Annotated in this window: 12 protein-coding genes; 8 read left to right on the forward strand and 4 right to left on the reverse strand. The window is 72.2% G+C overall.

Annotation, left to right across the window (positions count from 1 at the left end):
• Nucleotides 1–237 precede the first annotated feature (237 nt).
• Nucleotides 238–663 (forward strand): IclR family transcriptional regulator, encoded by a 426-nt coding sequence (locus ABT009_RS19520; RefSeq protein WP_502989913.1) that lies wholly within the window; start codon nucleotides 238–240, stop codon nucleotides 661–663.
• Between the two features lie 59 nt (nucleotides 664–722).
• Here ABT009_RS19520 and ABT009_RS19525 read toward each other — a convergent pair whose 3' ends face one another.
• On the reverse strand, nucleotides 723–2,273 hold the full coding sequence (locus tag ABT009_RS19525) for an NCS1 family nucleobase:cation symporter-1 (RefSeq protein WP_351295913.1): 1,551 nt from the start codon (nucleotides 2,271–2,273) through the stop codon (nucleotides 723–725).
• A 262-nt stretch (nucleotides 2,274–2,535) separates the two neighbouring features.
• Here ABT009_RS19525 and ABT009_RS19530 point away from each other — a divergent pair, with 262 nt between their 5' ends.
• From ABT009_RS19530 to ABT009_RS19545, 4 genes are read left to right on the forward strand one after another with little or no spacing between them, the layout of a single operon-like run.
• Nucleotides 2,536–3,540 carry a branched-chain amino acid ABC transporter permease gene (locus tag ABT009_RS19530; protein WP_351295916.1) on the forward strand — a complete coding sequence of 335 codons (1,005 nt, stop codon included), beginning with the start codon at nucleotides 2,536–2,538 and terminating at the stop codon, nucleotides 3,538–3,540.
• Between the two features lie 22 nt (nucleotides 3,541–3,562).
• A complete protein-coding gene (locus tag ABT009_RS19535; protein ID WP_351295920.1) occupies nucleotides 3,563–4,555 on the forward strand; it encodes a branched-chain amino acid ABC transporter permease in 993 nt (330 codons plus the stop codon).
• On the forward strand, nucleotides 4,545–5,474 hold the full coding sequence (locus tag ABT009_RS19540) for an ABC transporter ATP-binding protein (protein ID WP_351295922.1): 930 nt from the start codon (nucleotides 4,545–4,547) through the stop codon (nucleotides 5,472–5,474). The genes ABT009_RS19535 and ABT009_RS19540 overlap by 11 nt, the downstream gene beginning before the upstream one ends.
• 3 nt (nucleotides 5,475–5,477) lie before the next feature.
• Nucleotides 5,478–6,290, forward strand: coding sequence for an ABC transporter ATP-binding protein (locus ABT009_RS19545; RefSeq protein ID WP_351295924.1), 813 nt, complete (start codon nucleotides 5,478–5,480; stop codon nucleotides 6,288–6,290).
• Nucleotides 6,291–6,294: 4 nt separating this feature from the next.
• Here the strand turns inward: ABT009_RS19545 and ABT009_RS19550 are convergent, their stop codons facing one another.
• The 3 genes from ABT009_RS19550 to ABT009_RS19565 form a co-directional block, all read right to left on the reverse strand.
• Nucleotides 6,295–7,608 carry an ABC transporter substrate-binding protein gene (locus ABT009_RS19550; protein ID WP_351295927.1) on the reverse strand — a complete coding sequence of 438 codons (1,314 nt, stop codon included), beginning with the start codon at nucleotides 7,606–7,608 and terminating at the stop codon, nucleotides 6,295–6,297.
• A 258-nt stretch (nucleotides 7,609–7,866) separates the two neighbouring features.
• Nucleotides 7,867–8,049, reverse strand: coding sequence for a hypothetical protein (locus tag ABT009_RS19555; RefSeq protein WP_351295930.1), 183 nt, complete (start codon nucleotides 8,047–8,049; stop codon nucleotides 7,867–7,869).
• 557 nt (nucleotides 8,050–8,606) lie between these two features.
• A complete protein-coding gene (locus tag ABT009_RS19565; protein WP_351296047.1) occupies nucleotides 8,607–9,872 on the reverse strand; it encodes a cytochrome P450 family protein in 1,266 nt (421 codons plus the stop codon).
• Between the two features lie 158 nt (nucleotides 9,873–10,030).
• On the opposite strand from ABT009_RS19565, the gene ABT009_RS19570 reads away from it, so the two are divergent.
• The 3 genes from ABT009_RS19570 to ABT009_RS19580 all read left to right on the forward strand — a co-directional run bounded on the left by ABT009_RS19570 (nucleotide 10,031) and on the right by ABT009_RS19580 (nucleotide 14,118).
• Complete coding sequence (locus ABT009_RS19570) at nucleotides 10,031–11,263, forward strand: FAD-dependent oxidoreductase (RefSeq protein WP_351295932.1); 1,233 nt, start codon at nucleotides 10,031–10,033, stop codon at nucleotides 11,261–11,263.
• Between the two features lie 199 nt (nucleotides 11,264–11,462).
• On the forward strand, nucleotides 11,463–12,491 hold the full coding sequence (locus ABT009_RS19575) for an alpha/beta hydrolase (protein WP_351295935.1): 1,029 nt from the start codon (nucleotides 11,463–11,465) through the stop codon (nucleotides 12,489–12,491).
• Nucleotides 12,492–13,017: 526 nt separating this feature from the next.
• Nucleotides 13,018–14,118 (forward strand): helix-turn-helix domain-containing protein, encoded by a 1,101-nt coding sequence (locus ABT009_RS19580; protein ID WP_351295938.1) that lies wholly within the window; start codon nucleotides 13,018–13,020, stop codon nucleotides 14,116–14,118.
• The last annotated feature ends 24 nt before the right edge of the window (nucleotides 14,119–14,142 follow it).

Below are 14,142 nucleotides of genomic sequence, written 5' to 3' on the forward strand. Positions count from 1 at the left end.
GCCTGCGGTTTTGACGCTTGTTGTGCTTTCGCTCGATCGGGCTACCGCGGAACCTCAGGACGTGTTACCGGATTCCGGGCTCGACGCCGACCACCGCCGCTCCCGCTGGGCGGCAAGCCGCACGGGGGCGTCGGCCGCTCCTTACCCCTGCCGGGCGACGGGCTCCCATCGGCGCAGGAGAGTTCGGCGAACGCGACACCCGACGGGACGATCGGCGTCGGCAGCGACGTCCACCGTGTGTGCGTCGCGCACGTGGAGAGCCCGCACCCCCTGCGCCACGTCGTCGACGTCGGTGACGAACAGCCGCTGTGGGCGGGAGCGTCCTCGAAGATCCTGCTGCGTGACGTCTCCGACGCGCTGCTGCGGCGCGTCGCCCTCACGTCACCGCACGGCGAGACGCACATGGCGCGGCTGCGGGAGCGGTCCGAGGAGGCCGGCAAGCGCGGGTACGCGGTCAGTAGCAGCGAGTGGGACGAGGGCCTGACCGCCGTCGCCGTACCCGTACTCGGCCGCTCGGGCACCGTCATCGCCTCGCTGTCGCTCAGCGGCCCCAGCCAGCGCTTCCCGTACGAGGCCGTGGAACGGTTCGCCGCCGAACTCAACCAGGCCGCCCAGCTCATCTCCGACCAGGGCTTCACACACCCGCTCAGCCCGGCCGGCTGACCGGGCTGAGCGGGAACTGTCATCTCGGGGGCGATGTCCGCCATCGCCCCCGACGTGATTCAGGCGGTCTCCGGTTCGGGTTCGGGCGCCGACCCGTCCCCGGTCTCCTCCGCCTTGGCCGCGGCCTCGCTGTCCGTCCCGACGATGCGGCTCTTCGCGCCGCTCAGGGCGAAGTAGAGCACGCCGGAGACGATGACGCCGATGAACCAGGAGTACGGGCCGAGGGTCTCGGCGTAGCCCGAGGGGCCGTAGACCGGCAGGATGCTGGCGAAGACGGCGCCGACGGCGGCCGCCGCGAAGGCGCGTATGTTCCAGCCTCCCTGGAAGCGGAACTCGCCGGTCTCCTGGTAGAGCGCGGGGATGTTGAGCTGTGCCTTGCGGATCAGGTAGTAGTCCACGACGATCACGCCGAAGATCGGGCCCATCGTCGAGCCGATGGCGTTGACGAAGCTCGGCGCGTTGTCCCACGGGTGGAGCGGGTACAGCAGCAGCGCGATGACGGCGGCGATGAAGCCGCCGCGCCGGAAGTCGACGTAGCGCGGCGCGACGTTGGCGAAGTCGAAGGCCGGGCTGACGAAGTTGGCGACGACGTTGATGCCGAGCGTTGCGACCGCGAAGGTCAGGGCGGCGAGCAGGACCAGGAAGGCGCTGTCGAACTTGGCGGAGATCTTGGCGGGTTCAAGGATCACCTCGCCGTACACCTTGCTGGCCGCGGCCGTCGTCAGGGCGGCGACGAACGAGAAGAGGATGAGGTTGACGGGCAGGCCCCATATGTTGCCCTTGCGCAGCACCTTCTCGGTCGGCGTGAACCTCGCGAAGTCACCGAAGTTGAGGAAGAGGGCCGCGAAGTAGGTGATCCACGTGGCGGCTATCGCCGCGATCGCGGCCAGCGAGCCCGGGGTGACGTCGAGGCCGGTGGCGCTCTTGGCGAGCGTTGCGAGGTCGCCGGCGGGCATGTCGACCGAGAAGGACAGCACACCGGCCTTCACCGACAGGCCGACGGCGAGGACCAGCATCATCAGCCACACGGCGGGCCCGGCGAAGTCCTGGAACCGGCGGACGGTCTCCATGCCCTTGCTGATGATCAGCAGCTGGGCGGCCCAGACACCGAGGTAACACACCACCTCGAGGCCGCTGTGGTCGAAGAGGTGGGTCGTCTCGTGGAAGTGCTTCGGGCCGTCGTAGCGGGTGAGGAACGCGACGATCGCACCGGCCGCCGCGCTGGTCTGCGCCCCGTACCAGAAGGTGGCGACGACCGCCCTGACCAGCGCCGGGACGTTGGCGCCGAAGGTGCCGAACGACGCACGCGCGAGGACCGGGTACGGCACGCCGGTCCTGACGCCCGCCTTGCCGATCAGCGTCATCAGCCAGTAGATGACCAGCGAGCCGACGCCGATGCCGATGAGGAACTTGAAGGTGTTGCCGGCGACGAGGAACAGGCTGGCGGCCAGGAAGTAGCCGTACAGACTGTGTACGTCCGAGGTCCAGACGTTGAAGATGCTGAACGCGCCCCACTTCCGTTCGGTGGCCGGAGCGAGGTCGTCGTTGTAGAGCCGCGGTGAGTGATCCGCCGGGGGTGGGGCCGAGGCCGTGTTCTCCGTCGCCGCCATCGTTGCTTTCTCCTTGCTGAGCGGAACCGCTCCGTACGGGGTGCGGGATGACGTACAGGGAAAAGGCGGCATCTTTCACCTTGATGCCGGATCTGTTACAGACATGTCAATGCCCCCGCTCGGCGCCGTCCCGACGACCGGTGCCGCCGCCCGAATGCGCGCTTACACTGAGTGACAGAAGCCGTTCGCGGAACGGAACTCCGCGAACGCCCGGACAGCAGGTCGTCCGGACCTCCGGAACCCCGGAACTCTCGGAACTGTCGTGCGCTGTCAGCGGGTGTTCACAGCGGCGCTCGCCCTGGGGCTCGTGATGCTGCCCGCCCTCGCCGCGCGGGCGCAGGGCGCGGACGCTCCGCGCGGTCCCGTTGGCCCCGCGTTCGGCGGGCGTGCCCTTCAGGCGCTGGTCGACGGCATTCAGTTCGGCGTCATCATCGCGATCACCGCGGTCGGGCTCTCGCTCGTCTTCGGCACGATCCACCTGATCAACTTCGCCCACGGCGAGTTCGTGACCATCGGCGCCACGTTCGCGTTCTTCCTCAACGCGTCGCCGACCGGGCCCGGATGGCATCTGATCCCCGCCGCCCTCGCCGCGGTCGCGTTCGGGGCGCTGCTGGGAGCGGCGGTCGACCGGGGTGTCTGGCGGCCGCTGCGGGCGCGCGGCACAGGACTGATCAACCTGTTCATCGTCACGATCGGGCTGTCGCTGCTGCTGCGGCACATCGTGCTCGTGCTGTACGGGACCCGGCCCGGCTCCTACGTCCAGTACGACATCCAGAGCGCGATCGACCTCGGCCCGGTCGGCATCACCCCGCGAGACCTCACGGTCACCCTGCTCGCGATGCTCGTGCTGGTCGGCGTCGCCGTGCTGCTGCAGCGGACGCGGACCGGCACGGCCGTACGCGCAGTCTCCGCCAACCGCGACCTCGCGGAGGCGTCGGGCATCGACGTGCAGCGGGTGGTGCTGTTCGTGTGGATGCTAGGCGGCGGTCTTGCCGCGCTCGGCGGGGTCTTCTTCGGTCTTGTCGAGACCGTCACCTGGGACATGGGCTTCAAGCTGCTGCTGCTGATGTTCGCCGGGATCATCCTGGGCGGGCTCGGCTCCGCCTACGGCGCGATGGCGGGCAGCCTCGTCATCGGCGTCGTCGCGCAGATGTCCACCCTGTGGTTCCCGGTCGACCTGCAGTACGCGTGGGTGCTGCTCGTCCTCATCGTCGTCCTGCTGGTGCGGCCGCAGGGCATCCTCGGCCGCGCGGAACGCGTCGGCTGAGGGACGGCAGGGGAGCAGCGCCATGGACTTCTCGGTCATCGTCTCCGACGCCCTGCGTTCCGGCATCGGCCCGATCGCCGCCGTCTACGCGCTCGCCGCCATGGGCCTGAACCTGCACTTCGGCTACACCGGGCTGCTCAACTTCGGCCAGGTCGGCTTCATGCTGGTCGGCGGCTACGGGCTCGCGGTCACCGTGGCGACCTGGGGCGGCCCGTTGTGGCTGGGCATCCTGGCCGGGCTCGCCTCCGCGGTCGTCCTGGCCCTGCTCCTCGGCCTGCCCACGCTGCGGCTGCGCGCCGACTACCTCGCGATCACCACGATCGCCGCGGGGGAGACGCTGCGGCTTTTCTACCGGTCCAGCTGGGCCGAGCCGGTCACCGGCGGGGTGTTCGGACTGCAGCGGTTCGCGAACGACTTCTACGCCCTGAGCCCGATTCCGCGCGGTACGTACGGGGTGTGGCTGGTGCGGTTCAGCGCGCGGGACTTGTGGGTGCTGGTCGTCGGGTGGGCGCTGGTCGCGGTGACGGGGGTGCTGCTCGCCCTGCTGGTCCACAGCCCGTGGGGCCGGGTCATCCGCTCGATCCGCGAGGACGAGACCGCCGCGCGCAGCCTCGGCAAGAACGTATACGCCTGCAAGATGCAGAGCCTCGTGCTGGGCGGAGTGATCGGCGCCGTCGCGGGCATGCTGGGCGCCATCCAGGTGCAGTCGGTGAATCCGGACAGCTTCGACCCGGCCGTCACCTTCTTCCTCTACACCCTGCTCGTGCTCGGGGGTGCCGGGCGGATCCTGGGGCCGGTCGTGGGCTCGGTGCTGTTCTGGTTCGTGCTGACCTTCCTCGACAGCGCGTTGCGGCAGGCCATCGACGCCGGGTACGTGTCGCCGAGCCTGATCAGTACGTCGGAGATCGGCGCGGTGCGCTTCGCGCTGGTCGGGCTGGCCCTGATCCTGCTGATCACGTTCCGGCCGCAGGGCATTCTCGGCAGCAGGGAGGAGATGCTGCTCAGTGGACGCTGACAGCGCGTCCTCGGGGCGCGCCTCGGGCACTGCGGGCGCGGACGGCTCGGTCGGGTCGGTCGGTTCGGTCGGTGCCGCGGCCATCGGCCGGCTCGCCGGGGTCGCGCCCGAGCCCGGCGTACGCAAACCCGATCCGCTGCTCGTCATGGACCGGATCAACCGCACCTTCGGCGGCATCACCGCCGTACGGGTCGACCATCTGGAGGTGCAGCGGGGCGCCATCACGGCGCTGATCGGGCCCAACGGCGCGGGCAAGACGACGCTGTTCAACGTGGTGAGCGGCTTCGACCGGGCCGACGGCGGCCGCTGGTGGTTCGACGGACACCCGCTCACCGGACGGCCTGCGCACCGCGTTGCACGGGGCGGACTCGTCCGTACGTTCCAGCTCACCAGGACCCTCGCCCGGCTCACCGTGCTGGAGAACCTGAAGCTCGCCGCCACCGGACAGCTCGGTGAGCGGCTGTCGGCCGCGCTGCTGCCGCCGCTGTGGCGCGGCCAGGAGCGGGAGATCGAGCGCCGTGCCGACGAGATGCTGGAGCGGTTCCGGCTCGGGCCGCTGCGCGACGACCACGCGGGCACGCTCTCCGGGGGGCAGCGCAAGCTCCTGGAACTGGCCCGTGCGCTGATGGCCCGGCCGGTCATGGTGCTGCTCGACGAGCCGGTGGCCGGGGTGAACCCGGCACTGACCCAGTCACTGCTCGCCCACATCACCGAACTGCGCGACGAGGGGCTGACCGTGTGCTTCGTCGAACACGACATGGACGTGGTGATGGGCATCAGCGACTGGGTCGCCGTCATGGCCGACGGCCGCCTGGTGGCCGAGGGCCCGCCGCACACGATCGGCCGCAACCCCGCCGTCGTGGACGCCTATCTGGGCAGGCGGCACGACGAGCCGGAGGCGACGGGGGAGGAGGAGTAGGAGATGTCTGCGAACGAAGAACCGGAGCCGGCGAACGAACCGGAGCCGGCCAACGAACCGGAGCCGGCGAACGAGCGAGCGCCGGACGCGCGGCCGCCGGTGCTGGCCGCCGAAGGGATCGTCGCCGGGTACCTCCCGGGCGTCGGCGTCCTGCGCGGCTGCAGCATCGAGGTGCGCCCCGGAGAGCTGGTCGGTGTCATCGGGCCCAACGGAGCGGGCAAGTCGACGCTGGCCAAGGCGGTCTTCGGCCTGCTCCACGTACGCGCCGGAACCGTGCGGCTGAACGGCGACGACGTCACCAACCGGCCCGCGCACGAACTGGTCCGCCGGGGCGTGGGATACGTACCCCAACTGCAGAACGTGTTCCCCACGCTGACCGTCGAGGAGAACCTGCGGATGGGCATCTATCTGCGGCCCAGGGACTACGCGCGGCGGGCCGCGGCCGTCGAGGAGCTCTTCCCCGTCCTGGCCGCCCGGCGGAGGCAGAAGGCCGATTCGATGTCCGGCGGCGAGCGGCAGATGCTGGCGATGGCGCGTGCGTTGATGGCCGAGCCGCAACTGCTGCTGCTCGACGAGCCGTCCGCCGGCCTGTCCCCGCTCCACCAGGACCATGTGTTCGACCGGGTCAGGGAGATCAACGGCGCGGGCGTCGCCGTGCTCATGGTCGAGCAGAACGCCCGCAGATGCCTGCAGATCTGCCACCGCGGCTACGTCCTGGACCAGGGCCGCAATGCGTACACGGGCCGGGGCACGGACCTGCTGCACGACGAGAAGGTGATCGCCTGCTACCTCGGCACGCTCGCGCGGGTCAGCTGACCGCTCACTGCCGGGAGCTGCTCACCTCGGTTCGGACGGTACGCAGCTGCCCCTTGTCGTCGTACGTGTACACCTCGATCGTGGCCTGACCCGGTTCGCCGGCGTCGGTGAAGTCGAGCGGACCGCTCACGCCGTCGTAGTCGATGTCCCTGCCCGACTGGATCAGCGCCTTGCAGACGGCGAACGTGTTGCACTTCTCGCCGTCCCTGGTGATCCCGATGATCTCCTTGGCGAAGACGCCCGGGTCGTCCGTCCCCGCCTTCTCGGCGGCGAGCGCGATGGTGGTCACGCAGTCGAAGACCTGCGGCGCGAACTGCAGCTCCTTCAGTTGGGGCGCGAACTGCTTCAGCTGCTTCACGTACTCCTCGTTGGCCGCCGAAGCGGGCGCTGTCCCCTTCATGCCGGCGAGCCGGGCGGGATCGCGCGGGGCGACCAGGGACGGCAGTTCCTCGCTGCGCAGACCGTCGGCGCCGTACACGCCGACGCGGTCGGGCCCGAGACCGGCCTCGATGAGCCCCTGCAGGATCTGGGCGCCCTCCTCGAAGGAGATCACCACGACGGCGTCAGGGCCTGCGTTCCGCACCCGCTGCACGGCCTGGTCGAAGTTCGTCGCCTTCGGGTCGTACGTCTCGGCCACCGGCACGGTCGCACCGCCGGCCTCCAGGGCCTTCCTGGTGGACTCGAGCAGTCCCCGCCCGTAGTCGTCGGCCCGCGCGAGCAGCGCCACCCGGTCGTGGCCGTCCTCGAGGACGGTCTTCGCCAGGACGGGGCCCTGCAGCGCGTCGCTGGGCGCGGTACGGAAGTAGAACCCGCCGTCGTCGTAGTCGGTGAACGTGGGGGCCGTGTTCGAGCCGGAGCACTGGACCACGCCTGCGCCGGTCACCCGGTCGATGAACGCCAGCGACATGCCGGACGCCGCGGCACCGATGATCGCGTCCACGCCCGAGGCGAGGACCCGGTCGGCGGACTGGGCGGCGACGGCCTCCTGACCGGCCTCGTCGCCGGAGACCACGGGCGGGACCGGCCTGCCGAGGACACCGCCTGCGTTGTTGATCGTCTGGATCGCGAACTTGACCGACTCGATCTGCGGCGGGCCGAGGAAGGCCAGCTGGCCTGTCTCCGGCAGGACGTAGCCGAACTTGAGCTCGCCGTCGGCGTCGCGGGCCGGGGCGTCCCGGGTCGGTGCGGCGGTCGCCGAGTCCGGCGTGGCTGTCGACGGGTCCGCCGTGGCTGTCGCCGGGGCCGTCGCGCCGGCGAACGCCGCCAGGAGGGCGGCCGCGGTCAGGAAGATCGTGGAGCGCCGTGTCGAGGCCTTCATGTCCGCCTCCTCTTGGCAGAGGCTGACGGAGGCCGCAGGCCGGCCTGCGCCCGCCTTCTGTGACGAGCGTACGGCCGTAGGCTGCGGCGGGGCCATGGCCGCTGTGCCCCTGCGGGGCGGTAAGGCGCCACGGCACCCGCCGTCGTGGGCTGTGCCCACCCTCTCCCAAGCTCTCGGCTCCGCTCGAGCAGGGGGACCCCCGTCGCCCTGCGGAACGATCGCCGACAGCGGCAGCGACAGTTGCGTTCAGTGGTGCGATCACCTGGTCTTTTTGGCGTCCTCGCCCCGCTCGCCCTCCGCCTGGGACGGCTCGGTCCTGGGCACGTCCGGGTGCTGCTCCATGGCACTGCGCTCGGACGGTTCGTCGCGTTCGCCCTCGGCTTGCGACGGGGTGTGCGAGTAGAGCCAGGGGTCGTACTCCGAGGCTCCTCCGGATTTCATGGCGGCCTCCTTCGCTCGTCCACCCCCATGCTGCAACCTTTCGGGCGCTGCGGCGAGAGGAGCGGGGGGTGGGTCACCGTACGGCTCGTCGGCGGCCCGTACCTCGCAGGTGGGGCCGTCGAGACGGCGGGCCGCGGCCTCCACCGCCGCGCCGCTCGGCCGCCGTCAGCGCGCCGGGCTCCCACCAGGAGTCGTCGTCGCTGAACGCCACGTACGGCGTCCCGGCGCGGCGTACGCCGACCTTGCGGCCGAGCGCGCCGAGGTTCCGCTCCGGGCGCAGGACGAGTACGTCGGGGGGTGGAGGCGGGCCACGGGCTCGGCGGTGCCGTCCGTCGACGCGTTGTCCGTGACGATCACGGGCGGCCGCTCCGGCAGCCCGGCCAGCCGGTCGGTGTGTGCAGCGCCTGGTCCCGCCGGTTGCGGGTGATCACGACGACGGTGGTACGGGACCGAGGAGTCACGGCCCTGCACCTCCGGATGGCTCGTCGTCCGAAGCCCTGTCGTCTCCAGTCCTCGTCGTGCCGTCACGGAGTTCCCCGCGTCGCGGGGCCCGTGCATCAGGCTGAGGCGGCCGGGCCCGCACCGTCCGGGGCGGAACTCGAGGCGGTGCCGGGCGTGAAGGTGACCGGCAGTCGCTCGGGGCCGCGCAGGCCGCTGGGCTTCCACCGCAGCTCGCCCGGCGGTACGGCCAGGGCGAGACCGGGGAGGCGGCGCAGCGCGGTGCCGATGGCGACCTGGCCCTCCAGCCTCGCCAGCGGCGCGCCCAGGCAGTAGTGGATGCCGTGTCCGAAGGCCAGGTGCGCGTTGTCCTGCCGCGTGATGTCCAGGCGGTCGGGGTCGGGGAAGCGCGCCGGGTCGCGGTCGGCGATGGCGGAGGCGATGAGCACGGTCGCACCGCGCGGGATCGTCACGCCCGCGATCTCGACGTCCTCGCGCGCGAAGCGGGCGATGCCCGGGTTGACCGGCCCGTCGTAGCGGAGGAACTCCTCGATCGCGTCCGGCAGCAGCTCCGGGTCGTCCCGCAGCATCTGCAGCTGGTCGGGGTGGGCGAGCAGTGCCGCGATGCCGCCGCTGATCAGGTTGACCGTGGTGATGTAGCCGGCCACAAGCAGCAGGAACGACATGGCGATCAGCTCGTCCTCGTCCAGCCGCTGCTCCTCGTCGCGGGCGGTGATCAGCGCGCTGAGCAGGTCGTCCGCGGGCTGCGCCCGCTTGGTCTCCAGCAACTTGGTCAGGTACGCCCGCATCTGCTGCCAGGCCGCGTCCACTACGGCCGGGTCCGGCGGCTCCGCGCCCCGCAGGATCATGTCGTCGGTCCACCGCTGGAAGTCGTACCGGTCCGACGTCGGCACCCCGAGCAGCTCGCTGATCACGGTGACCGGGAGCGGCAGCGCGAAGTCCGCGACGAGGTCGGCGCGGCCCGACGGCACCACAGCGTCGAGCAGCCGGTCGGCGATGTCCTGGATACGGGGCCGCAGCTCGGCCACCCTGCGCGCGGTGAACGCCTTCGAGACCAGGCGTCGCAGGCGGGTGTGGTCGGGCGGGTCGGCGCGGAGCATGGTGCGCATCATGGACTCGCGCTGCGACGCGGGCAGCTGCTGAATGAGCCGGGGGTCGGCCGCGTCGCGGATGTCGCTGCTCAGCCGCGGGTCGGAGAGGGCGGCGAGGCCGTCCTCGTGGCGCGTGACCAGCCACGCCTCCAGGCCGCCGGCGATGACCGCGCGCCGCACCGGTCCTTCCTCGCGCAGCTGCCGGTACAACGGGAAGGGGTCCGCCACGAAGGCCGGGTCGGCGTAGGGCAGAAGGACCGGCTGCTGGCTCATGGTGCTGCTCATCGTGGCCTCCTCGTGCTGCTCATCGTGGCCTCCCGAAGTCGCGTCGCGACCACGTGGCGGATCAGTGGATCCTGGCAGATCTTGAGGGTATATGCCCCGATATGGTCGCCTCTGTGATTGTCGCCGAAAGGGAAGGGAGGGGCGCGATGGAACGGACCGCGTGCTGCGTGGTGGGCGGCGGCCCCGCCGGGATGGTCCTCGGCCTGCTGCTGGCCCGGGCCGGCGTGGGGGTCACCGTCCTGGAGAAGCACGGCGACTTCCTGCGCGACTTCCGCGGCGACACCGTGCACCCGTCGACGCTTGCCCTGCTCGACGACCTGGGCCTGGCCGAACGGTTCGCGCGTCTGCCGCAGCGACGCGTGACCACCGTCCAGCTGCCGATCGGCCCGGACCGGTCGCTGGTCACCGTCGGGGACATCGGTGCGCTGCCGGGCCCGTACAACTACATCGCGATGGTGCCGCAGTGGGACCTCCTCGACCTCCTCGCGGACGAGGCCCGCCGCGAGCCGTCCTTCTCCGTACGCATGAGCACCGAGGCGACGGACTTCCTGGTGGAGCGCGGCCGGGTCACGGGGGTGCGGTACCGCACCCCCGACGGCAGCACCGGCGAGCTGCGCGCCGCCCTCACCGTCGCCTGTGACGGCCGGGGCTCGCTGGCCCGCTCACTGCCCGAACTGGGGCTGCGGCAGTTCACCTGCCCCATGGACGCATGGTGGTTGCGGCTGCCGCGGCGCGGCGACGACCCGCACGGACTCGTGGGAGGCGCCGGCGACCGCTTCCTCACCGCCATGATCGACCGCGGGGACTACTGGCAGTGCGCCGTGCTGATCCCCAAGGGCACCGACGGCGCCCGCCGCGCGGCCGGTCTGGAGGCGTTCATGGCCGAGTTCACGGCCGCCGTCCCCTGGCTCGCGGACCGCGTGCACGCGCTGCGGTCCTGGGACGAGGTGAAGCTCCTCGACGTACGCCTCGACCGGCTCAGGCGCTGGCACCGGCCGGGACTGCTGTGCATCGGCGACGCTGCACACGCGATGTCGCCGGTCTTCGGCATCGGCATCAACCTCGCCGTCGAGGACGCCGTGGCCGCCGCGCGGCATCTCGTCGAGCCGCTGCGCGCGGGCACGGTCGGCCTGCACGACGTACGTGCCGTGCAGCGCCGCCGCTGGCCGACCACGGCCGCGACACAGGCCCTGCAGCGGACCGCCCACGCACGGGTCATCGAACCGTTGCTGTCGGGCCGCCCGCCCTTCGGCGACCCCGGGCGGGCCCAGCGGCTGACCGAGCTGCTCACCACCTCGCGGTGGCTGAACCGGGTGCCGGCGTACTTCCTCGCCTACGGTGCCGTACGGGAGAGGCCGCCGGCCGCCGCGGTGCGGTGAGCGGTGGCCTGCCGGCCGGTGGTTCGCCGGGTGGGCGGTCGGGTAGTCCGCCCGGCACGGGACCGCGGCACCGGCAATAGGGGGTGCCCCGCCGTTCGGCGGGGGATTCCCGCCGAACGGCGCGTACGCAGGCCGTTCCCTCGCCGTGCATCATGAACGCCCTGGCCACACCGCCGTGGCCGTGACGCGAGGAGTTCCCATGACCGCTGAGCCGACGGCCTCCGCAGCACCTCTCGACGCATCACCGGCGGACACCGAGCCGGTGTACCCGCCGCCGCCCTTCGACCCGGAGCTGGCCGCCGCACTGGAGCTGATCGGCGAGCAGATCCCGCCCGGTTTCACGCCCGAGATGATCTCCGCGATGCGGGAGGGCTCGGCCGCGTTCCAGGTCCCGGACGAGGAGCTGAGCAGGAACGGAGCCTTCCAGTTCGAGGAGCGTGCGGTGCCCGGGCCCGACGGAGCGCCGGACATCTCGCTGCTGATCTGCAGGCCGACGGCTGCGAGCGGACCGCTGCCGGCCGTCTACCACGTCCATGGCGGCGGCATGATCCTCGGCAACAACCGGCTCGGTGTGACCGAGGCGCTCGACTGGGCCGAGGAGCTGGGCCTGGTCGTGGTGTCGGTGGAGTACCGGCTCGCCCCCGAGCACCCGTACCCGTCAGGGGTCGAGGACTGCTACGCGGGCCTGGTGTGGACGGCCGAGAACGCCAAGGAAATCGGCGTCGACCCCGACCGCATACTGGTCGCCGGAGCCAGCGCCGGCGGCGGACTCGCCGCGGCCCTCGCCCTGCTGGCCCGGGACCGCGGCGGGCCGGAGCTGATCGGCCAGATGCTGATGTGCCCGATGCTGGACGACCGCAACGACTCGGTGTCCGCCCGCCAGATGGCCGGCCGCGGCGTCTGGGACCGCACGGCCAACGAGTCCGGCTGGGGCGCACTGCTCGGCGAGGCCCGCGGCGGCCCGGACGTCTCCCCGTACGCCGCCCCCGCCCGGGCGACCGACCTGTCCGGGCTGCCCCCGGCCCTCATCGACGTGGGCTCGGCGGAGACGTTCCGCGACGAGGACATCGCCTACGCGGGCCGCCTGTGGCAGGCGGGCGGCCGAGCCGAACTCCACGTCTGGCCCGGCGGCTTCCACGGCTTCGACGGCTTCGCCCCCCAGGTCCCGCTGTCCCAGGAGTGCCGGGCGACCCGGTTGCGGTGGCTGCGGCGGCTACTGGCTGCGTGAGGGGTCCGGCCGCCGGGCCGACCTGGGCGGTCGACCCCGGCGGCCGTCCCGCCCGGGTCGACCGTCGGTCGTCGGTTCGTCGGCCGGGGCCGACGGGCCGGTGCGCCTGACCAGGTTGGTCGGTGCGCCTGAGCAGACCGGTCGGTGTGGGTGACGGGTCGGTCGGCCTGTACACCGGGGGCGGTCCGCAGGTTCGGATCAGACGTTGCCCCTGACGGTTGGCCGGTCCGTCGGCCGGTTGGACCACCCTCTTGGTGGCCCGCGCTCGGCCGGGCGCCGGCCTGATCGATTCGTGGGCCTGGCGTGAATGGCGGGCAGGGCTGACCTCGGTGGCCGGTCTGCCCGCTGGGTCGGGGCAGCGGTCCAGAGCCGCCTCACGGCTGGCGAGGGCTGTGACTCGGGCCCTGCGGCGATGGGCGCCCGAGATCACTTCCGGTGTCGACGCGGGCGCGGGCCTCGTACCGGCCCGGCCGTCTTCGAACCCAGGTGCTTGGCACGCCGGGGCCGTGGTCGCAGGATGGTGTGCGTGAAAGAGCTGGCAGGCCGGCTGGCGGCGCTCGACCCGGACGCGGGAGCCGCGCTGCAGGTCATCGCGTACTTCGACCGCCTGATGGAGGGCCGGGTCGGTCTCGAGGCCCTCGTGCGCGGCGCCGCCGTCCTGTCCGGATGCCCTGCTCGCCTGGTCGACGAGCGGCGCGGCGTACGGGTGCGGGTCGAGCCGGACGGGCGGCGCGACGCCTCCGTCGGGCCGGTCGACCCGGCCTGGCCGTGGGTACCGCTGGAACCCGTCGACTCCCCGGCCACCGCAGCCGCTACAGCCGCCCCGGTCCCGCAGCCCCCGGCCGCTCTCTGGCTGGAGCGGTCCGGCCCGCCCGACGGCGTGCACGCCATGATCCTCGAACGGGCCGCACACGCCGTACGGGCGGTCATGGACCGGACCCGCGGATGGGCACCCGTCGCTGCCGTACCCGCTCCCGATCCCGCACTGGTCGAGGTGGTGCTGGACGCGTCCGCGCCCTTGGGCACACGGATGCATGCCGCGGCTCAACTGGGGCTCAGGCAGGGGCAGTCCGTACGAGCGGTCGTCCTCCACGGGGGTGGTGCGGAGGTCGTACCTGACGGACAGCCCCTGCCCGAGGTGCGGAGGGCCGGTGTGGGACCGGCCGTGGAGCCGGCCGAGCTGCCGCAGTCGTGTGCGGCCGCCCGGACCGCGCTCCGGTTCACCGCCGAGGGCACGGCACAGGACCCCGGGCCGCGCACGGTGTACGCCGAGGAGCTGGGCGCCCTGACGCTGCTCGCGGCCGCCGTGGGCCCGGACACGCCGCCGATCCCCGACGTACTCGCCGTGGAACGCGCGGTCGCGGAGGCCCCCTGGGCGGCCGCGACGCTGTACGCCGTGGCCGCCGCACCGAGCCTGCGGGCCGCCGCGGCCGAACTCACGGTGCACCACTCGACGCTGCAGGAGCGCCTCGCGCAGTCCGAGCACATCCTCGGCTGGGAGGTGCACTCTCCTCAGGGCAGGCTGCGTCTCCAACTGGCACTCGCCGTAAGGAAGTTGCAGCGCACCGCGCTTCCGGGCGCGCGAACCGGAGACAGCGGCGTGGGGCAGGCGGCGCCCCCGGCGTGACGGTTCAGCAGGGGGCCGGCCGCC

The organism is Streptomyces sp. NPDC002896 (genome assembly GCF_040295225.1).
GTDB lineage: Bacteria > Actinomycetota > Actinomycetes > Streptomycetales > Streptomycetaceae > Streptomyces.